The organism is Tessaracoccus caeni (genome assembly GCF_029211185.1).
Lineage (GTDB): Bacteria > Actinomycetota > Actinomycetes > Propionibacteriales > Propionibacteriaceae > Arachnia > Arachnia caeni.
In genome coordinates, this window is record NZ_JARGDO010000012.1 from 106,391 (window position 1) to 132,305 (window position 25,915).

Genomic DNA, 25,915 nt, shown 5'->3' on the forward strand with positions numbered 1-25,915 from the left:
CCATGACCGATCAACAACTCCTCTGGGACGACGAGGTCGCACAGACCTACGACACCCCGGGCGTGGGGTGGTTCGCCGACGACGTGCTGGAGCCCTGCGTGCAGACGCTTTCCGAATTGGCCGACGGCGGCCGTGCCGTGGAGTTCGCCATCGGGACCGGCCGCGTCGCGATTCCGCTGTCCGACGCAGGGGTGGCGGTCGCCGGGATCGAGTTGTCGCACGCGATGATCAGCCGGCTTCGCGAGAAGGCGAGCGAAGAACGGATCCCCGTCGTGCAAGGCGACATGGCGACGGCGAGCGCCGGCACCGGATTCAGCCTGACGTTCCTGGTGTGCAACACCATCGCCAACCTCCTCTCCCAGGAGGAGCAGGTGGAATGCTTCCGCAACGCCGCGCGCCACCTCGCGCCCGGAGGCTGCTTCGTGATCGAGCTCTGGGTGCCGCAGCTTCGCGCCCTGGCTCCGGGCCACGGCGGCACGGTCGAGGTGAGCGAGCCCGGCTACCTGCTCGTCGACACCTACGACACGCTGCGCCAGCAGGTGATCTCGCATCACGTGCGATTCGGCGCGGGCCTGGACGACGGTCGCGAGGCGCGGGTCTCCCGCACGCCCCATCGCTACATCTGGCCCAGCGAACTTGATCTGATGGCCCGGCTCGCTGGCTTCGAGCTGGAGTCACGCTGGGCCGACTGGCGTCGAAGCGACTTCACCGCAGACTCCCCCAGCCACGTGTCGGTGTATCGGCTGACCTCATGAAACGCACGGCGGCTGACCTCGTTGGCGAGCACAAATCTGCCTATCCGCGAAGGCCTCCCTATACGGGAGGCCTTCGCGGATAGGCAGATTTGTGCCCGGGTTTAGCCCTGGGGCGGATGCCGGCGATGCGCCGCACCGGGGATGCTCCGTGGAGACGAAAGGATCTCCATGTTCAGCTCCCCGGACCGTCGGTGTTCTAAGCTCCTCCTCGCCGGGCTCGGCGCCGCGCTCGCCGCGACCAGCCTGACCGGATGCGCGAACTCGACCACCCAGGATCCTGTCGACGACAAGGTGCCGCATACCGCGACTGACCCGCTTCCCCTCGACCCCTATCGCGTGATCGCCGATCAGACGCAGGGATACGACGCGGAGAAGGCCTACGCTGACCATCAGAGGTTCCAGGAGTTCATCCGGGGCTGCATGAAGGAGCAAGGTTTCGAATACTTCCCCGCCCCCACGACACTGGAGGACTTCCAGACCCCCGGACGACACGTTCCAGATGAGCCGGCATCGTGGGCAGGCGGTTTGGTCCCGGGCACGCTGGAGTATGCGGAGCGCTACGGCTTCGGGATCGTGGAGTCGCTCTCCCAACCGTTGGGGCCAGACCCGGAGAAGGGCGAAGTTCCACCTGATGAGGCCGCATATTGGGATTCGCTCAGCGAGTCGGACATCGAAGCGCACTACATCGCTCTTCACGGGCGCGACAACGGCATGACCCCGGACGCCGACGGGATCTTCACCTGGGACTGGACCAAAGCCGGATGCGAGGGCAAGGCAGTCCACGAGGTCTATGGCGAGGTGACCTACCCCGAGGATGACCCCGACTTCGCCGACCTCGTGTCCGCGCTCTGGGACAACGAACCGAACATGGACAACGACGATGCCTACGCCGCCCTGCAACGGGACTGGTCCGACTGCATGGAGAAGGCCGGCTACCAGTTCCCGGACCGGCCGGGCGCCGCGCTCGCCCTCTGGGACGAGAAGCCGGGCAGCCTCGACGGCGACGGTCCGCCGGAACCGTCACCCGAGATCGACGCGTTCCACCAACGTGAGATCGCCGCCGCGGTCACTGACGCAACCTGCGCGCAGCAGATCGACTACGACCAGCGCCTTCTCGACCTCACCCACGCCTTCGAGCAGCGCTTCGTCGAGGAACACCGCAAGGAACTCGACGCGCTGACCCTGAAATACGGCAGCTGATTCACCATCCGGGTGCACACAGGTTCGTGGTGAGCGGCACCCAGGCCGTGCGGCGGGCCTTCTGCGGACATCCGCTCGGATTTATAGCTGGCTGGGTTGGTCGCACTGTACGTATGGCACACTGCGACCAACCCAGCCAGCTATAAATCTGCTCCCTCCCGATGAGCATCTGCAGGACGCTCAAGAAACCCGGTCCACGTTCAGCGGAGGACGCCCGAGTCCCGGGCTGCGGCGACCGCCGCGGTGCGCGAGGAGACGCCGAGTTTGGAATAGATGTGCACCAGATGCGACTTCACGGTCGCGTCGCTGATGTGCAGCCGACGGGCGATCGCACCGTTCGACGCCCCCTCCGCGACGAGCTGCAGCACCTCGGTCTCGCGCGCACTGAGGCTGAGCTGCGGCGAGCGCATCCGCGCGAACAGGCGCCCGGCGATCGCCGGGGCCAGCGCGCTCTCGCCGGCAGCGGCGGCCCGAATCGCCACCGTGAGCTCGGAAGGCGGGGCATCCTTCAACAGGTACCCGCTGGCGCCTGCCTCCACGGCCCCGAGGATGTCGCCGTCGGTGTCGTAGTTGGTGAGCACCAGCACGGCCGGCGGGTCGGCGAGGGCACGGATGCGACGGGTGGCGTCGGCGCCAGTCTGATCGGCACCGAACTGGAGGTCCATCAGCACCACATCAGGCCGCAGCTCGGAGGCGAGCGCGACGGCCTCGTCGGGGGTTGCGGCCTGGCCGACAACCTCGAGATCCTCGTCACCGGCCAGCATGGCGCACAACCCGGCGCGCACCACGGGATGGTCGTCGGCGAGCACGATTCGGATCATGATGCCCTCCCTGCGGAAGACGCGATAGGCAGAGTCGCCGAAACCGTCGTGCCGCAGCCAGGGGCCGACTCGATCTGAAGACTGCCGCCCAGTTGACCGACACGTTCGCGCATCGCCTGCAGCCCGATCGAGCCCTTCTCATGGGCCTTCGCCTCCGCGCGCGGGGCATCGAAGCCGAGGCCGTCGTCGCGCACCGTCAGCCGGACGCCGTCGCTCCCGTCCGGGGCGAGGTCGATCGAGATCTGCGTGGCATCCGCGTGCCGCACCGCGTTGGACAGCGCCCCTTGCGCGATGCGCAGCAGGGCGGTCTGGACTTCCATCGGCAACTCCATCCCCGCAGCTGTCACCTCGACGGGCACTCCCGCTCGCCGCGACTGATCCTCGCCCAGCCGGCGAAGCGCCGCGGCCAGCCCGTCGTCCAGACGGCTCGGGGTGAGCTCCCGGATGATCTGACGGGTCTCGGCGAGGCTGTCGGCAGCGGTTTCGCGGGCCAGCCGGAGATACCCGGCGCCGGGCTCAGGGGTGTCGCGCTCAGCTGCGTGCAGCAGCATCTGGATGCTGGAGAGCCCTTGCGCCACGGTGTCGTGGATCTCGCGGGCGAGCCGGGCCCTTTCCTCCAGCGCGCCCTGCTCGCGCTCCGTCGATGCGAGCTGCTGACGCGTGCGGACCAGTTCGACGAGCAGCCGCTCGCGCTCCGCGGCCTCCTGGGTGAGCGCGCGATAGGCCAGGCCGATCAGCAGCGAGACGCCGGCCCCGACGAGCGGGCCGACGACGCCGCCCGTGCTGAAGCCCTGATGCAGGCCGAGCGCGAGGATCGCGACGCCCGTCGAGACCACGACTGCCGTCACACCTCCGGCGCCCGGCAGCAGGTGCAGGTAGAGGAAGAAGAGCGGGAAGACGAGGTAGGCCGCCTCGGGGCTCAACCACACGAGCAGGGCCCACAGCACGGTGAGCGCACCCACCCAAGCCACCCCGAAGCCACGCCGCGCCCCGCCGTCCCGACGCGCTTTCCACGTGCCGACCAGGTACACCCCGACGAACATCACGGCCACCGTCGCCACCCAGCCGGCGACCGGCGAGGACACGCTGAAGGCCCGCACCACCGCGAAGGTGGCGAGGCCGATGAGCAGCGTGTGCAGCCCGAGGCGAAGCCCGGTGAAGACGGGGGCAAGGGTCGAATGCGGCATGACCGCTCCAGCCTATGTGCGTGGGGACCGACCCGCATCAACCGAAAGTTTGACGGGGATTGCGTCGGATCGGGCGATGTCCCCGGTGGCGCTGGCGGCGAGGCTAGAAAGGCAGCTCGCGCAGAAGGCGTGAGCGGGAAAGGTTCATCGTGTTCGTCGCTTGGAGAGAGCTGCGGTTCGCCCGCGGGCGCTTCCTGCTCATCGGGGCAGTCGTCGCCCTCATCACCCTGCTCGTCGGGTTCTTGTCGGGACTGACCGGAGGGCTCGCCGCACAGAACATCTCGGCGGTGCTGCACCTGCCCGGCGACCGCTTGGTGCTGCAGCAACCGGAGAACGGATCGCCGAGCTTCGCCACCTCGACTCTCGACGACGACGCCGTTCTCGCGTGGCAGCAGGCCGACGGCGTCGCGTCGGTGACCCCCATCGGGATCGTGCAGTCGCGGGCGTCGGTCAGCGGCACCGAGGACCGCGCCGGCGTGGCGCTCTTCGGCCTAGCGCCCGATGCGGCCCAGGCCAGCGACACTCCGCTCCTCGCACTGGCGCCTATGTCCGACGGCGAGATCGGGCTGTCCGCCGGCGCCGCCGAAGACCTGAGCGCGCAGCTGGGCGACACCGTCTCGATCACGGGCAACGAGTTCACCGTCACCGGCATCGGCGACGACCTCTGGTACAGCCACACCCCCGCAGTGGTCATGACGCCGGCCGATTGGGCGGAGGCCAGCCGTCGCGTCGGTGGCAGTGGCGAGGCCACCGTGCTGGCGGTAACCGGCGACGCCGACTGGGACGCGGGGGCAGCCGCGAGCGGCACGGTCGCAAAGACGCCGCTCACCGCCCTCATGGCGCTGGAGACCTTCAAGTCGGAGATCGGCTCGCTCGCACTGATGATCGCGATGCTCTTCGGCATCTCCGCCCTGGTGGTGGGCGCGTTCTTCACTGTGTGGATCATGCAACGTGCCGGCGACATCGCCGTGCTCAAGGCGCTCGGCGCCACGACGGGCTCCCTCCTGCGCGACTCCCTCGGGCAGGCCCTCGTCGTGCTGACCGCCGGCATCGGCGTCGGCATCCTCGCCGTCGTCGGCCTGGGCACCCTCGCCGGGCGCGCCCTGCCCTTTGTGATCAGCCCGCTCACCACCGTCGCCCCCGCGGTCATCATGGCCGCGCTGGGCCTGGCCGGCGCGGCCTTCGCGCTGCGCTCCGTCACCAAAGCCGACCCCCTCACCGCACTCGGGAGCAACCGATGATCGAACTGCACAACATCACCCTCACCTTCCCCGATGGCGACCGTCGCATCACCGCTGTCGACGACGTCACCCTGCGCGGCCGCCCCGGCGTCGTCACCGGCATCACCGGGCCGTCCGGGTCGGGCAAGTCGAGCATCCTCGCGGTCGCCGCGACGCTGATCCGCCCCGACTCCGGCGGCGTCCTGATCGGCGACGGCATCACCACCATCGACGCGGCACAGCTCTCGAAGGGCGAGGCCACAGCGCTGCGTCGCGAACGCATCGGCATCGTGTTCCAGCAGTCCAACCTGCTGCCGGCGCTCACTGCCCGCGAACAACTGCTGATGATGGGCCGGCTCGGTGACGGCGCGCGAGGGGCGAGACGCACGAGGATCGATGGACGCGTCGACGATCTGCTCGACGCCGTCGGCCTCACCGAACACGCCGACAAGCGCCCGCATCAGCTCTCGGGCGGGCAGCGCCAGCGCACGGCCATCGCGCGGGCTTTGGTCCACGAGCCCGACGTGCTGCTCGTCGACGAACCCACCAGCGCCCTCGATCAAGAACGCGGCGCGGAGATCATGCGACTCATCGCCAGGCTCACCCACGAGCGGGGCACCGCCACGTTGCTCGTGACCCACGACCTGGTGCACCGCGACACACTCGATGAGCTGGTCACCATCGTCGACGGAAAGATCTCGACGACGCTCGCCGCGTAGCCGCCACGATTCCTCGCCAATCGGGCGCACCTCGGCCCGATCAGGGAAGATGGACGCATCCATGGTGATCGAGCGAAGGAGCACACCATGTCGAACTTGCGCAGCGCGTCGAGGACAATCGCACTCCTGGCGACGGCGTGCCTGGGGCTGGCCACGCTGGGGGCATGTTCGCCGTCAGATGCTCCGTCGAAGAGCCAGGCCACCGTCGAGGTGGACGTTTATTCGGGGCAGGAGAACCCCGTCGCGACCCTCGGCACCGAAGCCCTCGAGCAACTCGACGCCTTCATCGTCGAGCATCAGGATGGTGCCCCAGAAGTCGAGGCACTCGACGATCCGCTCGGGTTCCGCGGCCTCGTCGTCACGCCGGACGGCCCAGGCATGCAGTGGACCGGCGCGCGCGTCTTGAAGGACGCGGTGAGGGTGACCACCGACGACTCCACCGTCCAGATCGAGGACGACGACTCCACGGCCTTCGACATCGTCTGGAACGCCATTCGCGGCGACCTCGACGAGACCGTCGTGAAGGCGGTCGACGAGTCCTGACTCGATTGCAGCCGCTAGCCGATTGCAGCCTCGAGCAGACCCAAGTGCGCGAAAGCGTTGTAGAGGCCGTCGGCCTCTACGTCGGTCGTGATGTGGTCGGCGATCGCGAGCACGTCGTCGGAGGAATTGCCCATCGCCACTCCCACCGCGCAGTACTCGAGCATCGGGATGTCGACGGCGGCATCGCCCATCGCGACGGTGTCGGCCCGGTCGGCACCCAGGTACTCCAGCAGCACCTCGATGGCATGGGCCTTGTCGATGTTCGCGACGCCGAGGTCACCGAAGAGCGCATGCGAACCCCGCCCACCCCAGGTGCCTGCCTTCATCTGCGGGAAGGCTTCCTTGGAGTCGAGATGGTCCTGAAAGCCGCCGAGGACGAAGCTGATCTTGTTGACGTCGTCGCGGTAGAGCTCGGCGCCGTAGATCATCTCGGGGAACACGTCGTCGACGACGACCGTCTCACTGTTGGTCGCCCCCTTGCCCGCGACATAAGCCCGGAGGACCGGCAGCGCCGCAGCCCGGAAGTCGGCGCTGCCGTACAGGCCGGAGTTGGCCTCGAGGTAGAAAGCCAGCCCTCTCGCGTCGAGCCAGTCGACGATCGCGCGGCACTCGTCCAAGGTGAGGCTCTGGTGCATCACCACCTCGCCGCGATGCTCCACATACGACCCATTACCGCCGATCATGCCGTCGATGCCGATGTCCCACAGCTCCTCGTACATCTCGGCCCTGCTGCGCCCGGTGGTCAGGTAGACTAGGTGCCCGACCGCGCGGGCGCGCCGGATCGCGTCGACGGCCGAAGCCGGCAGACGGTTGGCGTAGTCGACGAGGGTGCCGTCGACGTCGAGAAAGACGAGCTTGGGCATGGCGGGTCTCCTGTCTCAGATCTCGCGGATGACGCGGGCAGGATTGCCCACCGCGACGACGTTGGCCGGGATGTCCTTGGTCACCACGGAGCCGGCTCCGATCACGCTGTTGTCGCCGATCGTGACGCCGGGACACACGATCACGCCGCCTCCGAGCCAGACGTTCTCGCCCAGGGTGATCGGCTGCGCGGCCTCAAGCTTGTCGCGGCGGGGCTGGGGATCGATGGGGTGCGTCGGCGTCAGCAGCTGCACGTTGGGGCCGATCTGGCAGTCCTCGCCGATCGTGATCTTCGCCACGTCGAGGGCGGTCAGGTTGTAGTTGATGAAGGTGCGTGCGCCGATCGTGATGTTCTCGCCGTAATCGACGAACAGCGGCGGCTTCACATAGGCCTCGTCGCCGAGCTCGCCGATCAGGTCGGCCAGGAACTCGCGCGCGTGGGGGTCCGCGGCCACCTCGGCACGGTAGTAGGCGTCGGCCAGTTCCATCGCGCGGCGCGCCAGGCGTCCGCTCTCGGGATCGTCGGCGATATAGAGGTCTCCGGCGAGCATGCGCTCTCGATTGGTACGCGGGTCTCCCGCGAAGTAGTCCGTCACGTCTCGATCCTAACAAACTGCGTATGCTCGTACATATTTTTGGCAGGGCCGAGCCCGCGACAATCCGGGGCGAGGGTGCGTGCGAGGATGGATGCCGTGGACAACGAACAACGCATGCAGGCCGGCCTGATCTACAACCCGACGGTGTCGTCGCTCGCCGATCGCCAGACCGAGGCCCTCGAGCTGCTCTACGACTTCAACGCGACGCGCCCCTCCGAGGGCGCGCGCCGCTCCGAGTTGCTCACCCAGATGTTCGGCAGCATCGGGGAAGACTGCTACATCGAGCCGCCGCTGCGCGCCAACTGGGGCGGCCGCAACGTCTACTTCGGTGACGGGGTGTACGCCAACTTCAACCTGACGCTCGTCGACGACGGTGAAATCCACGTGGGCGACAAGGTGATGTTCGGGCCCAACGTCACGATCAGCACCGCAGGGCACCCGATCCTGCCGGAGCTGCGGGAGCGCGCGGCGCAGTTCAATCTTCCCGTGCGGATCGGCAACAACGTGTGGATCGGTGCCGGCGCCCTGATCATGCCGGGCGTCACCATCGGCGACAACACGGTGATCGGCGCCGGCAGCGTCGTCACCAGGGATGTCCCGGCCGACGTCGTCGCCTTCGGCGCGCCGTGTCGCGTGGTGCGCGAGATCGGCGAGCACGACCGGAAGTTCTACTGGCGCGACCGCGAGATCGACATCACCGTCGACGAGTTCTGAGACCGCGCCGGCTCAGTGGCCGCACGATAACTGGCTGGGTTGGTCGCTCTGTACGTATTGCACAGTGCGACCAACCCAGCCAGCTATATTTACGCGACGCTCGTAAAGTAGGGCCAGTGACAACGAGCATGGGCGGCCTCCTCCGGCGATACGGACCGATGGTCTACCTGCCGTCGCTGGTGTTCTCGGTCGGCGAGGGCGCGATGGTCCCCCTCATCCCCGTCATCGCCACCCAGCGCGGCGCCGACATTCCCATGGCGGCCCTCATCGCGTCGGCGCTCATCGTCGGCTCCCTGTGCGGAAACGTCCCGGCGGGCTGGCTGGTCAGCAGAATCGGCGAGCGCTACACGATGGTCATCGCCGGCGTGATCGCTCTGCTCGGTGCGGTGGTCTGCGCGGTGCTGCCCGGACTGGTCTGGCTCACCGCCGCCGTCTTCGTGATCGGCATGGCCGCCGCAGCCTTCGCCCTGGCCCGGCACGCCTTCATGGCGATCCGAGTGCCCCTCGCGTTCCGTGCCCGGGCGCTGTCGCTGCTGGGCGGCTCGACGAGGTTCGGCCTGTTCACCGGACCCTTCGTCGCCGCAGGTCTGCTGGCGCTGTTTCACACCGTCAACTCGTCGCTGTGGTTCTTCGCCGCATTGATGGTCGCGCTGGTGGCGCTGGTGTGGATCGGTCCCGACCCGGAGGAGCAGGCTCGCGCCGCGGAGGGGGTTCCGGCGAAGCCGGCCGGCCGGCAACCCCAGATGGGCGTCTTCGCGTCGCTGTGGCAGTCGCGTCACGTGCTGTCGCGGCTGGGCGTCGCCTGCATGCTGCTCGCCGCGGTGCGTGCCGCCCGCCAGGTGGTGCTGCCGCTCTGGGGCGTCTCGATCGGGATGGACGCCTCGACGATCGCACTGGTCGTCGGGCTCTCAGGCGCGCTCGATTTCGCCCTGTTCTATGCCAGCGGCCAGGTAATGGACCGCTACGGCCGGCTCTGGGCAGCCCTGCCCGCCATGGTGCTGATGGGAACGGGTTTCCTGATCCTCTCGCTCACACACGACTGGTCCACCGCGGACACCTGGTTCATCGCGCTCGCCGGCCTGCTCGGGCTGGCGAACGGGCTCTCCAGCGGCATCCTCATGACGGTGGGCGCCGACCTCGCGCCACCCGGCGGGCAGGCCGCGTTCCTGGGTGCATGGCGGCTGTTCACCGACGCCGGTTCGGCGCTCGCCCCGGTGATGGTCAGCATCGTCGCGGCGGCCGGGTCGCTCCCTCTGGCCACCGGTCTGGTGGGCGCTCTTGGATTGCTCGGCGCGGCCGGCCTGTTGCGCTGGGGTCCGCGCTATCTCCCCCACCATGGAAGACGTTAGCCGCCCTTAACTCGGTCTTAACAGCACGGTGCGACCATGGGGCGATGAAGCGTGAGGTCTCGTCCTATATCGCCGCCACCGTCGCGGCGCGGTCCGAACTGGTGCTGAGCATCGCCGTCTCCGATGGCACCCCGCTGGCCGAGGAACAGCTCGCCGTCACGCTCGACGGCGCCTCCATCCCTGCAAGGGAGATCGTCGACGCTCACGGCACACGGCTCCACCTCGTTGACGCCACTGCCGGCGAGTTGGAGGTGACCTACCGCGCCGTCGTGGATCAACTCGCCCCTCCTCGAATCGTCGAGGACGCCGAGCGCATCCGATACCTGCGTCCCAGCCGCTACTGCGAGTCGGACACGTTGGCTCCCACCGCCGCTGCTGAGTTCAACGGCATCGAGGGCGCGAAGCTTCTCGACGCCGTGAGTTCGTGGGTGGGAACGCACCTGTCCTACGTCAGCGGATCGAGCCAGCCCACCGACGGCGCGATCCAGACGCTGCTCAGCCGCCAGGGTGTCTGCCGCGACTTCGCTCACCTGGTGGTCGCCTTGTTGCGCGCGTGCGAGGTGCCGGCCCGGGTGGTGTCGGTCTACGCACCGGGACTCGAACCGATGGACTTCCACGCCGTGGCGGAGGCCGCCATCGGCGACCGGTGGTGCGTGGTGGACGCTACCGCGCTCGCGCCCCGCAGCAGCATGCTGCGCATCGCCACGGGTCGTGACGCCAGCGACACCGCCTTCCTCACCAACCAGACCGGTGCGTTGACGCTGAACAGTCTCGAGGTGACCGCCACCGTCGATCAGTTGCCGGAGGACGATGTGACCCAGCTGACCCAGCTGCGCTGACGATGCCGAGAATAACGCTGCGAATATGGCGCGGCCTGTACCTATTGCACACGCCGCGCCATATTCGCAGCGTTATCCTTCGCACCTCCCTCACGAGGCTCGTGCACAAGCGTCAGCGGCCTTCGTAGATCCGCCTGACCAGGTCTTCGATGGCCGGTTCCGCGAGCGCCAGCTCGATCACCTCGGCCTGGGACTGGACGGCGGCCAGCACGTGTGCGGCGGAGAGCCGTCGCGGGGCGAAGGCGATCGAGAGCCTCGAACCGTCGCCTTCCGATGCCACCACGCGGGCGTCGGCAGGTAGATGCAGCGCATCGGGGGCGACGGGCTTGGCTAGGTCGACGATGAGGATGCGCTCGGCGTCGGTGGCCGCCGCCAGCTCGGCCTCGGTGCCGTCGAAGGCCAGGTGCCCGTCATCGATCACCACCATGCGGTCGCACAGCCGTTGGACATCGCCCATGTCGTGGGTGGTGAGCAGCAGCGTCGTGCCGCGCTCGGCGCGCTCGCGGGTGAGGAAGCGGCGCAGGTTCTCTTTGCTGATCATGTCGAGGCCGATGGTGGGCTCGTCGAGCACGGCCAGGTCCGGCGAGTGCAGCAGCGCCGCGGCCACCTCGCCGCGCATCCGCTGACCGAGCGATAGCGTGCGCACCGGCCGCGCCAGGAACGACGCCAGCTCCAGCTCGTCGACCAGCACGTCGAAGCGCCGCCGCCACGCCGCCGCCGGGATCCGATGCATAGCAGCCAGGATCGGGAACGACTCCTCCAGCGGCAGATCCCACCACAGCGCCGAGCGCTGACCGAACACCACCCCGATCCGACGCGCCAGCGTCCTGCGCTCCGGCACCGGCTTCAGCCCGCAGGTGCGGATGCGCCCGGAGCTCGGCGTGAGGATGCCGGAGATCATCTTGATCGTGGTCGACTTCCCCGAGCCGTTGGCGCCGATATATCCGACGGCCTCTCCCGCCTCGACGCGCAGCGTCAGTCCGTCGACGGCGCGCACAAGTCTCTTGGTTCGACGCAGTCCGCCGCCGTCGTAGACGGTGAACTCCCTGACCAGATCCTCGGTCTCAATGATCACCGTCTAGCCTCCTGCTCCCGAGTAACGACGAACTCCCGCGCGCCAGATCAACAGCACCACCGCCCACAACAGCACCCCGACCGGGATGCCGAGCCACGCCATCTCCGGCCACAGGAACGCGGGCAGCGGAGCCCCGACCAGCACCGCCGCCGGCACGTAGGCCACCAACGTCGCCGGCACGACGAAGGTGAAGAAGACGCGCAGCGGAGTCATCAGCGCGCTCGCCGGCACCGAGCTGACGTAGCGGCCACCGTAGACGAACGCGTTGCCCGCCTGCTGCCCGTCGAGGACCCAGAAGTGCAACGAGCCCGATGCCAGAAACAGCGCTCCAAAGATGAGCACGCCGCCCAGCGGCGCCAGCACGGCCAGCACGACGGCGACCGGCGTCCATTCGACCCCGCAGACCGCGAGCGCGATCAGATAGGCGGCCAGACCGAAGCCGGCCCGTCCCAATCGACGCAGCTGCACGTCGGCGGTGACCAGCTGCAGCAGCAGCGAGGTAGGGCGCACGAGCAGCGTCTCCAGGCGACCCTCGCGGATGAAGGTGTGCATGTTGTCGAGCTGGCCGAACAGCATGTCGGCGATGCCGAAGGCCACGCAGGCCAGCCCGTAGACGACGGTCGCCTGCGCCAGGTTCATGCCGCCGAAGACCGGCGCGTTGTGCAGCAGCACGTAAATCTCGACGAACTCGGTGGCCGCGAGGAACAGCTGGCTGGCGAGGTCGGCGGCGAAGCTCGACCGATAGCCGGTCTGCGCGCGGATCCGGGCGCCGATCATGGTGCGCACCATGAACCACCAGGTCACAGGGCGGAGGTCGGCGGCTGCCTGACCCGGGACGGCCCGACGCTCACCCACCGTGGATCACCAGCTTCTGCGTACCGCGGTGCAGCATCACCTGGGCGACGCCCACCAGCACCACCAGCCACAAGGCCTGAACGCCCATCGCATGGATGCCCGCGACACCCATGATCACGTCGATCGGGGTCTGGAACATCGACGGGAACGGGGTGGCGTCGGCGAGCGTCCGCAGCCAGCCGGGGAACCACGAGACCGGCACGAGCAGGCCGGTCAGCAGGTTCATGATGATCATGAACAGCGCCTGGTAACCGCGCACCTCCACCACCCACATCGCAAGCAGGTTCACCAGCGTCCAGGCGAGAAACCCGAGGCTGACGGCGAGCACCAGCGAGACGGCGAACAGCAGATAAGGCAGCGGGTGCGCAGGCAGGGCCAGTCCCGTCATCAGGGCGCCGACGGCCAGCATCGGCACCAGCCGAGGCAGCAACTGCGACGCCGCGCGCCCCAGATCCATCGCCCACCATTGACCGAGAGCGGTGACGGGACGCAGGAAGTCCATGGCGATCTCGCCCGACTTCACCCGAGCCGCGATCTCCGTCATCCCCCACAGCGGGATCGCCCCGAGCAGACCTTGCCCGAGCCAGACGTAGGTGGAGGCCTGCTTCAGGTCGTAGCCGCCGACGGCCGTGCCCGCGGTGGTGATCGTCGTCATGAGGAGCGAGGCGCGGATGAACCCGAACGCCCCGTTAGCGATCAGAGCCGCGGCTATCGCCGCACGGTAGCGCGCGTACCGGCGATAGCCACCCTTAGCCAGTTCCCAGTACGCACGCACTGGCGAGAGCTTACCTTTCCACCACGGTCGTTGAGGCGCGAGCGTCAGCGAGCCTCGAAGCGACCCAGCCCGCGGCCAAACAACAGACCCAACCCCACGGCGCGCCCCTTTCGAGGCTCGGCCGCGAACGGCCTCACACCTCAAGGAGCGTGACCCCCACGGTCGTTGAGGAGCGAGCGCCAGCGAGCCTCGAAGCGACCCAGCCCGTGGCCGAACAACAGACCCAACCCCACGGCGCGCCCCTTTCGAGGCTCGGCCGCGAACGGCCTCACACCTCAAGGAGCGTGACCCCCGCGGTCGTTGAGGTGCGACGAAGTCGCCTCGAAGCGACCCAGCCCTGGCCGAACAACGGACCCAGCCCCACGTCGCGTCAGATCAACTCCATCACCGGGCCTTCGTGGACCGCACGGTAGATCGTGTTGCGGATGGCGTTGGCCTCTGCCGAGGTGAGCGTCCGGTCGATCGGACGCAGCACGATTCGCAGCAGCAGGTTCACCTGGCCCGCGCGGGTGCCGAGGCGCGATCGCGCGGCCTCGGGCAGCGCTTCGTGCGACGTGCGACTCCGCAGCTCGACCGACTCGACGACCTCGGCGTCGCTGCCCAAAGCGGTGCGGATGCGGTCGCCCAGCGTCTCCTCATCCTCGTCTTCAGCGACCACGACGGAGATGTCGCGCCGCGCCGACGGCAGCGGGGAGACGTGCTGCCAAGGGTCCAGAGTCAGCATCTGTTCGGCGATACGGGGATCCCGTGCCCGCAGGTAGCGGATGTCGGGGATCGCCTTGCGCAGCATGAGCGCGCGCTCCAGGCCCATGCCCAGCGCCAGTCCCGACCAGCGCTGCGGATCGAGCCCCGAGCCGCGCAGCACTTCCGGGTGGATCCGCCCGCATTCGGCGAGTTCCAGCCACTGGCCGTCGTGGCGCACGTCGATCTGGCGCCCCCCGACGGTATAGGGGTGCTCGACATCGGTGACCTTCCATTCGGCACCCGGAAGGACGGCGTCGACGAGCAGCGCGATCATGGCGAGCATGTCGTCGTCCGTCGTGTCCGGGTGGCTGCGAAGCCGCCAGAGATCCACCTGGTGGGGCTCCCCCACGTGGCTGCGATCGACGACGTCGCGCCGGTAGACGAGCCCGGGCGCGACGATCAGTTCATCCACGTCCGCGCAACCGGTGTAGTGCTCGAGCGCCGTCGGGATCTCCGCGCTCATGTGGCTGCGCAGCATCGTCGTCGGGCTGAGATAGCGGGTGTAGCGACGGTCGCGGGTCACGTCGCCGGGGTCGTAGCCGAGGCGGTCGTAGTTGTCGCGGACCGCCACGATGGGCGAGTGGCGCACATATCGGACAGTGCTGCTCCAGGTGCCCTGCAGCGTCGAGACGACGCCGTCGAGAAGAAGCTGGACCGCGTGGCGGCCTTGGGCAGGGTCGGTGAGGTCGCGCAGGGAGAGCGCGTGAGAAAGCTGGTCTGCGGTGAGGTAGTCGGTGTGAGCCATGATGAGTCTCCATGAAGTGGTGGGCTGGCGAGGAAGGTGGAAATTCCCCCGGCCGTGCCTACGGAGACTCTGCGGGCTATGGGCGCACGTCGAAGACCCCGTGGCCGTCAACCGGCCGGGGGTCGCTAAATCGCTGCTGCCACCGCATGTCGCAAAGGGTAACAGGCCGCGAGCCTGGCTCCGCCACTCCCCACTCAGGCGAGGGTGAGAGCGAGGAGGTCCTCGAGGCCTGCGCGCACCCGATCCGGGGTGACGTCGGGGCGGAGGTGGGCCAGCCCGGGAATGATGTGGGCGGGGTCGGGCAGGAAGCCGAGGATGTCGCTCACCGCCCAGTAGCGGGCTGCGTCGGGATCGGGGTCGAGCACACCACCCGCGTCGAGATATGCCTGCCTGAATGCCTGTGCGTCGTCGAGGCTGTGCAGCATCGCGAAATCAGAGCACATGTGGGCGACGTCTAGGTCGCTCGGACCCCAGGACGTCTCGGCCCAGTCCACCACTGCCGCGATCTCGTCGCCCTGCCACAGCAGGTTGCCTAGGTGGAAGTCGCGATGGATCAGGCCATGCGGCGTGGCCGGTTCCCCTGCATTACGGATCTCGATCGCACGCCGCCACAGTTCGGGACGACGCGACCAGGCCGGCACCTCCAGCTGCGACGGCCCTCGGTAGGTGAACCGGGGTAGCTGCTCGCCAGCAGGCAACCTCTGACTGTGGATGGCCAGGGCGGTGCGGGCCAGGTCGGACACGGCGGCCGGGCTCAGCGGGTCGAGCCGAGTGGCGCCCGCCCGCCACTCCATCAGGCAGGCCAGACCGTCGGCCGCCTCCCCCGTCAGGTCTGCGGCGACGAGACGCGGCACCTGCGCGACGGCGTCCGCGAGCAACCCGCAGGCCGACGCCTCGCGTCGAACGTGCTCACGACCCACCTCGCCCCAGCGCTCCGGATCGGCCCATCGCAGTGCCAGCTGCTTGCCGTCGTGCAGCCGCACCCGCCACTTGGTGTTGGTGATCCCACCACCGACGGCGGACACATCAACGATCTCAGACGACGCGCGCTTCTCCGCCCACGCCAGCGCCGCCGGCGCGGGCCTCATCTCAGCGGATGCCTGCAGGACGACCATCGCGGATGAACGACCAGGCGATCAGAGCGGGGACAAGCCACAGCGCGACCGCCGCCGAACCCCAGATGAGCACGGCGACGATGGCCGCGATAGCCTCCCGAGCCGAAACGGCACCGCCCGGCCCTGTCAGAGGGAGCACCAGGACCAGTCCGATGATCACGGCGCCCACCGCCGCCAGCGTTCCCAGGCGCGAGAACAATCCCTCGGTGCGAGGAGTTCGCCGCACGAGCACGTATGCGACGGCGACGTAGGCAGCCACCAGAAGAGCGAAGGGAGAGGCAGAGGCGACCCCGAGCACGGCGACCCACGCGGCGCCGGACATCGCAATCAGGGTGGCGAGCAGCTTCACGTGCTTCTCCTTCGCAACGGGCGTGGTTCCAGTCCCTGCGGTCCAGCATATCGATGCCGAAAGCGCCGATACACGGTGTCGCGTCGACGATGTTCAGGACGGGAGGCCGCGATCTCCGCCCACCCTGACCATCCTCCGGGTGACGCGACGACGGCCGATGAGGTCGGTCAGGAGCCAGAGCAGCAGGAGCACCGTCGCGGCGCCGGCGACAAGACCGAAGGCGCCACCGATCGTCGGATAGAGCGTCGAGACCGCGCCGACGGGCAGCGCCACCCGTTGTTCGCCGGGCGCTCGATCGGAAGCGACGAAGGAGTCGACGCGGCTGAGCTGGCGTCCGAACGTATCGGCGGCAAGGCTGACCCCGGAGCCGGTCTGGCGGAACACCGCCATGCCGTTCTCAATGGCCCGCACGACGCTCATCTCGGAGTGGATCCGGCGCACCTCGAACCAGTCGTTGGCGGGGATCACCATCAGGTCGACGCCCAGTTCACCGGCCTGGCGGATCACGTCGGGGAAGTCGGCGTCCCAGCAGATCACGACGCTCAGTCGTCCGAACGGCGTCTCGACCACCTGCAGTCGCCCGTCGCCACGCACCGATCCCTCGAACGCGTTGCCGCCGTACTTGATGTGGCTGAGCACCACGTCACCGCTCGGGTCCAGCACCTCCACCCAGTTCGCCACCGGCTGGGTGTCGAGGCTGAGCAGCGGCAGCACGATCCATACGTCGTGCCCGCGGGCCACGTCGGCCATCTCGGCGCGCAGTTCCGCGATATCGGAGGTCGTGCCAAAGCCGGCGCCCTCCGGGAAGACGATCAGTTCGGCGTCGGCGGCGGCCAGTCGTTCGGCCGCCGCCACCAGCGTGTGGTGCGTCGAGGCGGTCGCTGTCGCAAAGGCGACGGATCCCGGATCCAAGGCGGTGGCCTCGGCGATCGCCCCATTGGCGAGCGACACCCCCGCCACATCGACGACACGTTCCGCCCCGGGCGCGGTCAACGGACGCACCACACCTCCCAACAGCAGAAGTCCCACCAGCGCACCCGCACCCCAGGCCCAGCGGGGGACGTCGTCCCATCGCTCCCACAACAGGGCCAGCAGACTCGCACCCCACCCGACGACGAATACCACCAGCGGGAGGCCACCGAGAGCCGCCAACTGGATCGCCGACGCCCCCACCTGGGTGTATGCCTGAGCACCGAAGGTTCCGATCTCGGCGCTTCCGGTGGTGAACGTATCGACGGCGGTCCAAGCCGACGGGAACGCCAGAGAGCCGAGTGTCGTCGCGCCCACTCGACGGTAGACCCACCGGTCGACCACGAACACCAGCATGCCGATCAGCGATGCCCCCACTGGAATGACGGCCGTCGGCAGCGGGGCGGTCACCACCTCAGGGATGACGCCGCGCCACGCGAACGCGCCCACCGTCCCGACCAGCGCGGAGAGCACAAAGAAGTCGATCACCGGGCGCGTCGTCGACCGGTAGTACCGCAGAGTGAGCACCGCCCCGACCCACGCCGCGACGGGCACGTTCCACTGGCCGCCGGTGAACACCGCCGCGACGACGATCCCGGCCAACAGCAGGGTGCGAGTGATGAACGTCATGGCTTCCTCCCCTAGATCAAGGACTATGGCGGCGACGCTACGGACCGGGCACCGTCCCCCACATCGGCCGCCGGGGTGTCCGTTCGGACGCCCGTTCGGCCAATGCCGTGCCACCCCGACCGCCCTACGATCGGAGACATCAGCACGTGGAGCTGACGGAAAAGGGGGACGTCGTGGGTGAGCACACGGTGACGCCGGAGCGCGGATGGGACCGCCTGCGGCATAGCCTGAACGGTCTGACGGGACCGGGTCTCATCTACGTGTTCGTCACCGCCGTGCTGGTTCTTCTCTCTTGGCAAGCGGTCGCGAGGCTGCTGGCGGAGGGGCATCCGGGGGTCGCTGCGGCTGTCGTCGTAGCCGTGGTGTGTCTGGTGGTGGCGTTCTGGGCCAATGGGCTCTTGGGGGGACGCCAGCGCTGGTGGCCGGGCTACGTCGCAGTCCAGTCAGCGTTGGTCGGCGTGCTGGTCGTCACGACGCAGATCAGCACCCACATCGACATCTTCCTGGCTCCGTCGGCCCTGTTGTGCCTGGCCGGCGAGGCGCTCGGAACCTGGGGCAACACCAAGCGCGGTTTCGCGTTGGCCGGCTTCTATCTGGCGGCCGCCGCCGGGGTCATCCTGCTCGCGACGCCGCGCTCCTCATGGGTGGTGCCGCTCAATCAGTTCGGCATCCTCGCGGCGACGGTGATCGTGCTCGTCGTGCTTTCCAACCGGGCGGATGCCGAGCGGCTCCGCGCGCAGACTCTTGCGGCCGAGCTGCGGGCGTCGTCGGAGCAGGTGGCCGCGCTGACCCGGCAGGCCGAGCGCCAGCGGATGGCCCGCGAACTGCACGACACCCTCGCCCAAGGACTCACCGGGATCACGCTGCAGCTCGAGGCCGCCCGGGGGCACCTCGATCGCGGCAACGACGTCCGCGCGCTCGCCATCGTCGATCAGGCGTTGGGGAGCGCCCGGTCGACGCTGGCCTCATCGCGACAGGCGATCGACGACCTGCGCCGCAACCCCGACGACCTCGCCTCCGAGATCGGTTCCCGCGCGGCACGGTTCACCCGCGAGACGGGCATCCGCAGCACGGTGGAGATCGGCGGCGAGGCGCCGTTGCCCGTCGAGACCCGGGAGCATCTGCTGCGGGTTCTCGACGAGGCGCTGACCAATGCGGAACGGCACGCCGAGGCCGAACATGTTCTCGTTCAGTTCACCGACGGCGCCGGCGGTCTCAGCCTGCAGGTGACCGACGACGGTCACGGCTTCGATCCCGACGCGGAGCGCTCCGGTCACTACGGCCTGATCGGCATGCGCGAGCGCGCGGCCTTGATCGGAGGCGAGCTGATCGTCGAGTCTCGTCCGGGGCGCACGGCCGTCAGGTTGGAGGTACGACGATGATCCGGGTGCTGCTCGTCGACGATCACCAAGTGGTGCGGCAAGGTCTGGGCCTGCTGCTGGAGACCAGCGACGACATCGAAGTGGTCGGCGAGGCGGCCGACGGCGCGGAGGCGCTGGACGCCGTCGCAAGGCTGGAACCCGACGTCGTGCTGATGGACATCCGGATGCCCCGGCTGGACGGCATCGAGGCGACGGAGCGGCTGCGGGCCGATCACCCGGAGGTCGCCGTGGTGATCCTGACCACCTTCAACGAGGACGACCTGCTGCGGCGCGGGCTGCGCGCCGGCGCTCGGGGCTACCTGTTCAAGGACACCACCCACAAGCAGCTCGAGAGCACGATCCGGGCGGCGGCTGCGGGCGACGCGTTGCTCCATGCCGACCTGCTGGCCCGGGTCCTCGCACCCCAAGACGAGCGCGGCGCTGCGGGGCCGGATGCCGAAGCCGGGGCACGAATCGGCCTGACCGCCCGCGAGCTGGAGGTGTTGCGGCTGGCCGCCGACGGCCTGCGCACCCGGGACATGGCGTTGGCCCTCTACGTCGGCGAGCGCACGATCAAGGCGCACCTCGCGTCGATCTACCTCAAGCTGGAGGTGGCCACGCGCGCCGCCGCCATCGCTCGCGCCCATCAGCTGGGACTGCTGCGCTGACCCCGATCGCCAAGTTTGTCGTCACTCGTGGTGGGTCGACCAACCACAGACACCGACGGTCTCGCGACTGACTTGACCTTGACACTGTGACAACGCCTTGACTGGTTCCATGACCAAGAACACAGCGGACACCAGAACGGCCCGGCTGACGGCGGCGCTCGAGGCACCGACGGCGTCGGCGCGCTTGAATGCGGCGATGGCGGCGGGAATGCAGCCTGAGCCGAGCGACGTCGAGGTACTGATCGCGCGGTGCACCGTCGAGCCCGACTTCTACGTGCGAGACATGCTCACCTGGGCGCTGACCAGGCACGATGCGTCGTCGACGGTCGAGATTCTGCTCGGCGAGCTGACGTCGTCGGTTACTCAGGCGCGCAGCCAGGCGCTGCATACGCTGTCGAAGATCGGCGACCGGCGAGCCTGGCCGGCGATCACCGTCGAACTGCTCCGCGACCGCAACGACGACGTGGCCCGCGCTGCGTGGAGGGCCGCCGTCGTGCTGGTTCCCGACGACGCGCGGAGCTGGCTGCTCGATCAGCTGGCCAGCCAGTTCGGGCGTGGGGACCGCCACACGCAGTTGAGCCTCAGCCGCGCCTTCGCGTCGCTCGGTGAGGCATCCTTGGCGGTAGTCGAGCGGGCAAAGAGCTCGCGCGACGAGGGCGTCCGGATGCACGCCGTGGCGACCGAGAGGTACCTGCGCAACCCGGAGGAGGGATTCGATGCCGCGATCGAGCAGGCTCGACGTGTGGTCGCGCTGCGCGGCGCTCCGGGCGTCGAGCAGGTCGAAGAGTGAGTGGCGTCGCGATCACGCGGCACCTGTCTCTCCGGTTCAATGCCGGCGCGGAACAGGCCTGATGCGTGGTCGAGGAGTGAGTCGTCGTGCTGATCGGTGAGGTGGCGGAGCGCTCCGGCGTGAGCGCGCGGATGCTGCGCCACTACGACCGGCTCGGGCTGGTCTCCCCGACCGGGCGCTCGATGGGCGGGTATCGCCAGTACTCCGAGGACGATCTCCACCGCCTGTTCCAGGTGGAGGGCCTGCGTCTGTTGGGGCTGAGCCTGCAGGAGATCGGGGACACCCTGCGAGATCTGTCGTTCGATCCGTCGTCGATGGTCGAGCAGTTGGTGGCGCGCACACGCGAACGCCTCGCCCGCGAACAGGAGCTGCTGCGGAGGCTGGAGCAGGTCTCGGCCAGCACGCCGGAGGCATGGAGCGACGTACTCCGGCTGACGGCGCTGATGCGCGGGCTCGACGCGAGCAGCCCGTCGGAGCGCCAGCGTTTCGCCCTGACCATGGGCGGAGAGGACGGCGGAGACGCCGCCCTCCTCGCCGAGGCGACGCTGAGCGAGGACGACCCGATCGTCGCCGCCACCCTCTCCTGGGCGTTGGCGCGCACGGGCGACGACGCGGTGCCGATCCTCACGGAGGCGCTGGGCTCCGAGGAACCGGCGCGCCGGCATCGGGCGGTGGAGGCGCTGGGCAAGATCGAGTCGCCGCGCGCCGACGAGGCCCTGGCCGGAGCGCTCAGCCATCCCGACCCCGTCGTGAGGGCGCGAGCCGCGCTGGCCGGAGGAAGAATCGGCAGGCGGGACGCGATCCCGGGACTGGTCGGCTTGATCGTCGAAGGCCAGGACGATGTCGACGCCACCGATGTCCTGGCCAGGCTGGCGACCGAGCACGGCCATGCCGGGGCGGTGACCGTCGCCCTGATCGACGCCCTCGCGACAGCCAACTCCGAGACCCACGACGCCCTCCCGACGGCCAACCCCAGGCCCCACGACACGACCACCGACGCCGTCGCGACAGCCAACCCCAAGCCGCGCGACACGACCGTCGACGCCGGGGCCCGTCAGCGTCTGGCGATCGCGCTGGCCGAGGTGCCTGGTTCTGCCGCCCGCGAGGCCTTGGTCACCCTGATCGACGACCCCGACCCGCAGGTGGCCCTCACCGCGCAGTTCCTCCTCCCCCGTCACCCCGACGACGCTCCCTGAGTCCACGCTCTTCGCGCCTCGACAAACAAGACCGGCGCGAAGCACCACCCACGCTCTTTGAGGCGCGAGGCCGTCCGCGGCCGAGCCTCGAAAAGAGCCAGCGCAGGCTGTGGTAGGGACTGTTCTTCGGCTGCCGGTGGGCTCTTTTCGAGGCTCCGCTGCGCTCCGCACCTCAAAGAGCGTAGTGGGTACAGGAAGGTATCTGCCCTAGTCAAAACCGCCTCAGAAGGCGGCGCCGATCCACGCGACGTCTACGACGGCTCGCAGAGAAAAGCGTTGAGCGCAGCGGAGAACGCCGCAGGGTTCTCGGTGTTGCTCTGGTGGCCGGCCCCGTCGAGGATCACCAACTCCGCGTCGCGAATGCCCTTGGCGAAGCGGCGGGCTGCCGGCAGATTGGGGCGGTCCTTGGAACCGCACAGCACCAGGGTCGGGGCGGCCACCTCCGGGAGTTCGCCGGTGAAATCGACACGCGCGACCGCATCCAGCACCGCGAGCATCTGAGCCTTGCTCGCACCACCCGTCGACACCACTTTCTCCGGCAGCACCCGCATGATCGCGTGCTGGATGGCCATCAGCGTTCGGGGCGGCTTCACCTGACCGGCGGCCAAAGTGAGCGTCAGCACGCGCTCGGGATGGTCGACGGCGGCCCGAAACGCGATCATCGCCCCTAGCGACAGCCCACATAGGTGGGCGCGGGCGATCTCCAGCCGGTCCATCTCGTCGATCACATGGTCGGCGGCGCGCCCCAGCGAGAATTCTCCGGCGCGACCCCCAGGAGCCAGGCCCGGGACGTTGACCGCGATGCCCACGAAACCGTCCGGGAGCGAGGCAATCTGATGCGCCCACGAGCCAGGCGCATCGCCGAGCCCGTGGATGAAAACAACCGCCTGCGCAGCATCCACGCCCCCATTCTCCCATCCCGTCCAGATCTGGACGGGGGCCGGGGGCGATCTCAGTCCGGATCCGCGAACGGCGGCCTGCCATGCGACCTCATCTGGGCGCGCCGGCGTTTAGGGCCTGTTGCGAAAGTGAAAGTGGCTTGACTCACGCGACCACTTCCCTAGAGAAGCGTTGAAGAGACCGGGCCGAACTCGAGTTCCTGGGCGACGTCGAAGCTCGCGGCAACGGCGGCCTCGACGAGCGCCTGATCGCCGGTCGTCGAGGGATCCAGCCACTCGTCCCAGAAGTCGCCGGGCAGCATCACGGGGTTGCGGTCGTGGATGTCGGCGAGGTTCTCGACGGCGTCCATCGTGAGCAGCGCCGTCGTGAGCACCCAGCGGGAGGGGTCGTTGTCGCGCTTGCTCGGGTCGCGCCACCACGAGTACATGCCCGCGAAGGCGATCACGTCGTCGGAGGGATCCCGGAAGAAGTACGGCTGCCGTGCACCCTTCGGTCCGGTCCACTCCCAGTAGCCGGTGGCCGGAATCAGGCAGCGACGTTGCTGCACGGCCCACCCGAACTTCTCGACGGCCGTCTCGGACCGCACGTTGATCAGCGGCGGTCCGGTGCGCTTCAGTTCCTTCTGACCAGGACGCGCGAGATCCCATCTCGCCCCCTCCAAACGCCAGCCTGGCTGCTTCGGAGACTCGAGCACTACCGGCACCACGTCGGTCGGGCGCGCCTCCGGCATCGGGAGCGGCGGCGGCTCACCGATCACCTCGACGCCGAAGAGCTCGGCCAAGTCGTCAGCCGTCGCGTCAATGCCATACCGCCCACACATGACTACGAGATTAGGCCATCCTCACGGACCGCGCTTCGAGGTGCGAAGGCGAGCGACGTGCAGCCGAAGAACTTAGTCGTGTGGAGGATGGGGTCTGCGAGTGGGTGTGGTGATAGCGCTTCGCGCCGCAACCCCTTCCTTGGCCTCGGCTAAACGAGCGAGCTCGCCTGCTCTCGGCCTTCGTCGGGGTGGGCGTAAAAGCCGTGAGCCCGCGCGAAGCGCCGGAACACGGCCGGCGGCGGGCACTTCGAGGCTCGCTTCGCTCGCACCTCAGCAACCGCGACCCCATCCGGAACACGACGGTCGTAACCACCACTCCCGACCACCAACAGTTCCTGCAGATTCTCGCGCTGGCTCTCCTCGAGGCTCGGCCGCGGGCGGCCTCGCACCTCGAAGAGCGTGATGGAGTGGGCTCGCGTGACAATTCGCGATGGTCGAGTAAAATGGCGGGCGACATCAGGGTTTCGCGTTACGGGTGGTTGGGACGTAGCGCATTCGTTGCGGGGCTTCTCCCCGCGGAAGGATGAACCCGGTGTCTCACACTGAGTCGGGTTTCGGCGCCATGCGACGGCTGGCCGGAACCGCCTATTTCCCTCTCTCTGCGCTCGCACGGCTGCCGCTGTCGATGCTGGTTCTCGGCGTGCTCACCTACGTGTCGGCGTCTGCCGATCAGCTCGCCACCGCCGGAGCGATCGCCGCCATCGCGGGGGTCGGCGTCGCCGTCGGCGCCCCGCTCTCCGGGGCGGCCTCCGACCGCTGGGGTCAGCGCGTCACGCTACTCACCTCGACGGTGTTGTACTGCATCGCGTTGCTGTGGCTGCTCGCCACCGGCGCTCCCGGCACCGAACCGCTGACCTTCACGCCCAGCCTTGCTGCCTCGGCTTTCGTCGCCGGCCTGGTGGTCCCGCAGTGCGGCCCCATGACCCGGGTCCGCTGGATCCGCGGACTCGACTCCACCGATCGCCGCACGCTGGACACCGCTCAGGGCTACGAGTCGACCGTCGACGAACTCGGCTTCGTGCTCGGCCCCGCGGCGGTGGGCCTGATCGCTGTCCTCGTCGGCCCGGCCGCCCCGCTCTGGACAGCACTCGCGCTCACGATCGCCTTGGTGCCCTGGTTCGCCCTGCATCACACCGAGCGGTTCGCCACCGTCGGACGCCGAACTCGTTCCCAGCGGTCCGACGCACCCCGACCCGAACCGATCGCGTGGGGCACCATCACCCTGCTGCTGTTCGGAATGCTGAGCATCGGAGCGGTGTTCGGTTCACTCGCCACCGCCACCACAGCCTTTGCACAGGAGACCGGCAACCCCGGCGCCGGCGGCGTGATCTATGCCGCGATGGGCCTCACCTCCGGCGCGGCAGCGCTCAGCGTGTCCCGGTGGCCCGCGGCGTGGAGCACGGCGCGACGCTGGCTCACCTGCGCCATCGTCCTCGTTCCGGTGTTGAGCCTGCTCTGGCTCGCCCAGGAACCGTGGCACCTGGCTGTGCTGCTGCTCGCCGTCGGCGCGCCGATCGGTCCCGTGCTGGTTACCGTCTTCAGCGCCGCCGGAGCCATCACCCCGTCGCATCGCCTCGGCCTGGTGATGACCCTGCTCAGCGCCGGAATCACGCTCGGCACCTCGATCGGCAACTGGGGCGGCGGCACGCTGGCCGACACCGGCGGCTACTCCGGGGTCTTCGTCGTCACCTTCATCGCCGGCGTGGCGGTGCTGACCACCGGCATCCTCTATTCGCGGCTCACCCGCCGGCAGCCATCGGCCCCGGCCCCTTCTCGCGAGAGCGTGGAGGCGGCGTCCTGAATTTATAGCTGGCTGGGTTGCCCCATCATCAGTCCCTCCTCAATGCGGTTGTCTGCGTCGCTATAGCGACCCACGCAACCGCACTATCGACGAATCGGTCGTAGAACCGACGCACGCAACCGCAGTAACGGCGAATCAGACGCCATACCGACGCACGCAACCGCAGAAAGTGCCACCTATCTGCCGGAGCACTAGACGAGTGAGTCCAAGGGGTTCAGTGGTCGTAGGCGATGAGTGAACGACGGATGGCGGCGCCGATGTGGTCGTTGTGCCAAATCGCGGTGGTCAGTGCAAGGATCTTGGCGGCGATCCGGGCGC

At 68.7% G+C, this 25,915-nt stretch carries 26 protein-coding genes and 1 pseudogene; 13 read left to right on the forward strand and 14 right to left on the reverse strand.

The features are described from left to right. The first annotated feature begins 2 nt into the window (after positions 1 to 2). Both P0D62_RS11925 and P0D62_RS11930 read left to right on the forward strand, forming a co-directional pair. A complete protein-coding gene (locus P0D62_RS11925; RefSeq protein ID WP_275702778.1) occupies positions 3 to 755 on the forward strand; it encodes a class I SAM-dependent methyltransferase in 753 nt (250 codons plus the stop codon). Between the two features lie 168 nt (positions 756 to 923). Beyond that, positions 924 to 1,955: a hypothetical protein gene (locus tag P0D62_RS11930; protein ID WP_275702779.1), complete on the forward strand. Its 1,032-nt coding sequence runs from the start codon at positions 924 to 926 to the stop codon at positions 1,953 to 1,955. A 200-nt stretch (positions 1,956 to 2,155) separates the two neighbouring features. On the opposite strand, the gene P0D62_RS11935 is transcribed toward P0D62_RS11930, so the two are convergent. Next, positions 2,156 to 2,779, reverse strand: a complete 624-nt coding sequence (locus P0D62_RS11935; protein ID WP_275702804.1) for a response regulator — start codon at positions 2,777 to 2,779, stop codon at positions 2,156 to 2,158. Further along, a complete protein-coding gene (locus P0D62_RS11940) occupies positions 2,773 to 3,963 on the reverse strand; it encodes a sensor histidine kinase (RefSeq protein WP_275702780.1) in 1,191 nt (396 codons plus the stop codon). The genes P0D62_RS11935 and P0D62_RS11940 overlap by 7 nt, the downstream gene beginning before the upstream one ends. Before the next feature lie 149 nt (positions 3,964 to 4,112). Between P0D62_RS11940 and P0D62_RS11945 the strand changes: the two genes are divergently transcribed. The 3 genes from P0D62_RS11945 to P0D62_RS11955 all read left to right on the forward strand — a co-directional run bounded on the left by P0D62_RS11945 (position 4,113) and on the right by P0D62_RS11955 (position 6,445). Further along, entirely contained in the window at positions 4,113 to 5,204 is a 1,092-nt protein-coding gene (locus P0D62_RS11945; RefSeq protein ID WP_275702781.1) for an ABC transporter permease, read from the forward strand. After that, positions 5,201 to 5,902: an ABC transporter ATP-binding protein gene (locus tag P0D62_RS11950; protein ID WP_275702782.1), complete on the forward strand. Its 702-nt coding sequence runs from the start codon at positions 5,201 to 5,203 to the stop codon at positions 5,900 to 5,902. Before P0D62_RS11945 ends, P0D62_RS11950 begins: the two co-directional genes overlap by 4 nt. Before the next feature lie 87 nt (positions 5,903 to 5,989). After that, positions 5,990 to 6,445, forward strand: a complete 456-nt coding sequence (locus P0D62_RS11955) for a hypothetical protein (RefSeq protein ID WP_275702783.1) — start codon at positions 5,990 to 5,992, stop codon at positions 6,443 to 6,445. Positions 6,446 to 6,459: 14 nt separating this feature from the next. On the opposite strand, the gene P0D62_RS11960 is transcribed toward P0D62_RS11955, so the two are convergent. Further along, the gene (locus P0D62_RS11960) at positions 6,460 to 7,308 is read right to left on the reverse strand and encodes an HAD family hydrolase (RefSeq protein ID WP_275702784.1); all 849 of its coding nucleotides are present in this window, start codon (positions 7,306 to 7,308) and stop codon (positions 6,460 to 6,462) included. A gap of 15 nt (positions 7,309 to 7,323) precedes the next feature. Beyond that, positions 7,324 to 7,902 (reverse strand): sugar O-acetyltransferase, encoded by a 579-nt coding sequence (locus P0D62_RS11965; RefSeq protein ID WP_275702785.1) that lies wholly within the window; start codon positions 7,900 to 7,902, stop codon positions 7,324 to 7,326. Positions 7,903 to 7,998: 96 nt separating this feature from the next. Here P0D62_RS11965 and P0D62_RS11970 point away from each other — a divergent pair, with 96 nt between their 5' ends. The 3 genes from P0D62_RS11970 to P0D62_RS11980 all read left to right on the forward strand — a co-directional run bounded on the left by P0D62_RS11970 (position 7,999) and on the right by P0D62_RS11980 (position 10,804). Then, positions 7,999 to 8,616 carry a sugar O-acetyltransferase gene (locus P0D62_RS11970; protein ID WP_275702786.1) on the forward strand — a complete coding sequence of 206 codons (618 nt, stop codon included), beginning with the start codon at positions 7,999 to 8,001 and terminating at the stop codon, positions 8,614 to 8,616. 116 nt (positions 8,617 to 8,732) lie between these two features. Beyond that, positions 8,733 to 9,965, forward strand: a complete 1,233-nt coding sequence (locus tag P0D62_RS11975) for an MFS transporter (protein ID WP_275702787.1) — start codon at positions 8,733 to 8,735, stop codon at positions 9,963 to 9,965. A 44-nt stretch (positions 9,966 to 10,009) separates the two neighbouring features. Beyond that, positions 10,010 to 10,804, forward strand: a complete 795-nt coding sequence (locus P0D62_RS11980) for a transglutaminase-like domain-containing protein (RefSeq protein ID WP_275702788.1) — start codon at positions 10,010 to 10,012, stop codon at positions 10,802 to 10,804. A 112-nt stretch (positions 10,805 to 10,916) separates the two neighbouring features. On the opposite strand, the gene P0D62_RS11985 is transcribed toward P0D62_RS11980, so the two are convergent. The 7 genes from P0D62_RS11985 to P0D62_RS12015 all read right to left on the reverse strand — a co-directional run bounded on the left by P0D62_RS11985 (position 10,917) and on the right by P0D62_RS12015 (position 18,061). Then, positions 10,917 to 11,879: an ABC transporter ATP-binding protein gene (locus P0D62_RS11985; protein WP_275702789.1), complete on the reverse strand. Its 963-nt coding sequence runs from the start codon at positions 11,877 to 11,879 to the stop codon at positions 10,917 to 10,919. 3 nt (positions 11,880 to 11,882) lie between these two features. Then, on the reverse strand, positions 11,883 to 12,734 hold the full coding sequence (locus P0D62_RS11990; RefSeq protein WP_275702790.1) for an ABC transporter permease: 852 nt from the start codon (positions 12,732 to 12,734) through the stop codon (positions 11,883 to 11,885). After that, complete coding sequence (locus P0D62_RS11995) at positions 12,727 to 13,509, reverse strand: ABC transporter permease (RefSeq protein ID WP_275702791.1); 783 nt, start codon at positions 13,507 to 13,509, stop codon at positions 12,727 to 12,729. Before P0D62_RS11995 ends, P0D62_RS11990 begins: the two co-directional genes overlap by 8 nt. Before the next feature lie 370 nt (positions 13,510 to 13,879). Beyond that, positions 13,880 to 14,998 carry a PheS-related mystery ligase SrmL gene (srmL, locus tag P0D62_RS12000; protein WP_275702792.1) on the reverse strand — a complete coding sequence of 373 codons (1,119 nt, stop codon included), beginning with the start codon at positions 14,996 to 14,998 and terminating at the stop codon, positions 13,880 to 13,882. A gap of 194 nt (positions 14,999 to 15,192) precedes the next feature. Beyond that, the gene (locus P0D62_RS12005; RefSeq protein ID WP_275702793.1) at positions 15,193 to 16,086 is read right to left on the reverse strand and encodes a phosphotransferase family protein; all 894 of its coding nucleotides are present in this window, start codon (positions 16,084 to 16,086) and stop codon (positions 15,193 to 15,195) included. 1 nt (position 16,087) lies between these two features. Then, positions 16,088 to 16,462: a hypothetical protein gene (locus tag P0D62_RS12010; RefSeq protein WP_275702794.1), complete on the reverse strand. Its 375-nt coding sequence runs from the start codon at positions 16,460 to 16,462 to the stop codon at positions 16,088 to 16,090. A gap of 93 nt (positions 16,463 to 16,555) precedes the next feature. Next, entirely contained in the window at positions 16,556 to 18,061 is a 1,506-nt protein-coding gene (locus P0D62_RS12015) for a carbon-nitrogen hydrolase family protein (RefSeq protein ID WP_275702795.1), read from the reverse strand. 173 nt (positions 18,062 to 18,234) lie between these two features. Between P0D62_RS12015 and P0D62_RS12020 the strand changes: the two genes are divergently transcribed. From P0D62_RS12020 to P0D62_RS12035, 4 genes are all read left to right on the forward strand, one after another. Continuing rightward, positions 18,235 to 19,443: a sensor histidine kinase gene (locus P0D62_RS12020; protein WP_275702796.1), complete on the forward strand. Its 1,209-nt coding sequence runs from the start codon at positions 18,235 to 18,237 to the stop codon at positions 19,441 to 19,443. Next, positions 19,440 to 20,090 carry a response regulator transcription factor gene (locus tag P0D62_RS12025; protein ID WP_275702797.1) on the forward strand — a complete coding sequence of 217 codons (651 nt, stop codon included), beginning with the start codon at positions 19,440 to 19,442 and terminating at the stop codon, positions 20,088 to 20,090. The genes P0D62_RS12020 and P0D62_RS12025 overlap by 4 nt, the downstream gene beginning before the upstream one ends. A 109-nt stretch (positions 20,091 to 20,199) precedes the next feature. Next, entirely contained in the window at positions 20,200 to 20,880 is a 681-nt protein-coding gene (locus P0D62_RS12030; RefSeq protein ID WP_275702798.1) for a HEAT repeat domain-containing protein, read from the forward strand. 86 nt (positions 20,881 to 20,966) lie between these two features. Then, entirely contained in the window at positions 20,967 to 22,076 is a 1,110-nt protein-coding gene (locus tag P0D62_RS12035; RefSeq protein WP_275702799.1) for a HEAT repeat domain-containing protein, read from the forward strand. Positions 22,077 to 22,327: 251 nt separating this feature from the next. Here P0D62_RS12035 and P0D62_RS12040 read toward each other — a convergent pair whose 3' ends face one another. Further along, entirely contained in the window at positions 22,328 to 22,978 is a 651-nt protein-coding gene (locus P0D62_RS12040) for an alpha/beta fold hydrolase (RefSeq protein ID WP_275702800.1), read from the reverse strand. Positions 22,979 to 23,136: 158 nt separating this feature from the next. Continuing rightward, positions 23,137 to 23,796, reverse strand: a complete 660-nt coding sequence (locus P0D62_RS12045) for an SOS response-associated peptidase (protein WP_275702801.1) — start codon at positions 23,794 to 23,796, stop codon at positions 23,137 to 23,139. A gap of 532 nt (positions 23,797 to 24,328) precedes the next feature. On the opposite strand from P0D62_RS12045, the gene P0D62_RS12050 reads away from it, so the two are divergent. Beyond that, positions 24,329 to 25,597 carry an MFS transporter gene (locus P0D62_RS12050; RefSeq protein WP_275702802.1) on the forward strand — a complete coding sequence of 423 codons (1,269 nt, stop codon included), beginning with the start codon at positions 24,329 to 24,331 and terminating at the stop codon, positions 25,595 to 25,597. 214 nt (positions 25,598 to 25,811) lie between these two features. Here the strand turns inward: P0D62_RS12050 and P0D62_RS12055 are convergent. Next, positions 25,812 to 25,915, reverse strand: a pseudogene (locus P0D62_RS12055) (IS982 family transposase); the annotation flags it as partial.

What these genes read in the sequence shown, in the direction of transcription:
- P0D62_RS11925 (WP_275702778.1), top strand. Translation starts at nt 3, where the DNA reads ATGACCGATCAACAACTCCTCTGGGACGACGAGGTCGCACAGACCTAC.
- P0D62_RS11930 (WP_275702779.1), top strand. Translation starts at nt 924, where the DNA reads ATGTTCAGCTCCCCGGACCGTCGGTGTTCTAAGCTCCTCCTCGCCGGG.
- P0D62_RS11940 (WP_275702780.1), bottom strand. Translation starts at nt 3,963, where the DNA reads ATGCCGCATTCGACCCTTGCCCCCGTCTTCACCGGGCTTCGCCTCGGG.
- P0D62_RS11950 (WP_275702782.1), top strand. Translation starts at nt 5,201, where the DNA reads ATGATCGAACTGCACAACATCACCCTCACCTTCCCCGATGGCGACCGT.
- P0D62_RS11955 (WP_275702783.1), top strand. Translation starts at nt 5,990, where the DNA reads ATGTCGAACTTGCGCAGCGCGTCGAGGACAATCGCACTCCTGGCGACG.
- P0D62_RS11960 (WP_275702784.1), bottom strand. Translation starts at nt 7,308, where the DNA reads ATGCCCAAGCTCGTCTTTCTCGACGTCGACGGCACCCTCGTCGACTAC.
- P0D62_RS11980 (WP_275702788.1), top strand. Translation starts at nt 10,010, where the DNA reads ATGAAGCGTGAGGTCTCGTCCTATATCGCCGCCACCGTCGCGGCGCGG.
- srmL (WP_275702792.1), bottom strand. Translation starts at nt 14,998, where the DNA reads ATGGCTCACACCGACTACCTCACCGCAGACCAGCTTTCTCACGCGCTC.
- P0D62_RS12005 (WP_275702793.1), bottom strand. Translation starts at nt 16,086, where the DNA reads ATGAGGCCCGCGCCGGCGGCGCTGGCGTGGGCGGAGAAGCGCGCGTCG.
- P0D62_RS12015 (WP_275702795.1), bottom strand. Translation starts at nt 18,061, where the DNA reads ATGACGTTCATCACTCGCACCCTGCTGTTGGCCGGGATCGTCGTCGCG.
- P0D62_RS12025 (WP_275702797.1), top strand. Translation starts at nt 19,440, where the DNA reads ATGATCCGGGTGCTGCTCGTCGACGATCACCAAGTGGTGCGGCAAGGT.
- P0D62_RS12030 (WP_275702798.1), top strand. Translation starts at nt 20,200, where the DNA reads ATGACCAAGAACACAGCGGACACCAGAACGGCCCGGCTGACGGCGGCG.
- P0D62_RS12045 (WP_275702801.1), bottom strand. Translation starts at nt 23,796, where the DNA reads ATGTGTGGGCGGTATGGCATTGACGCGACGGCTGACGACTTGGCCGAG.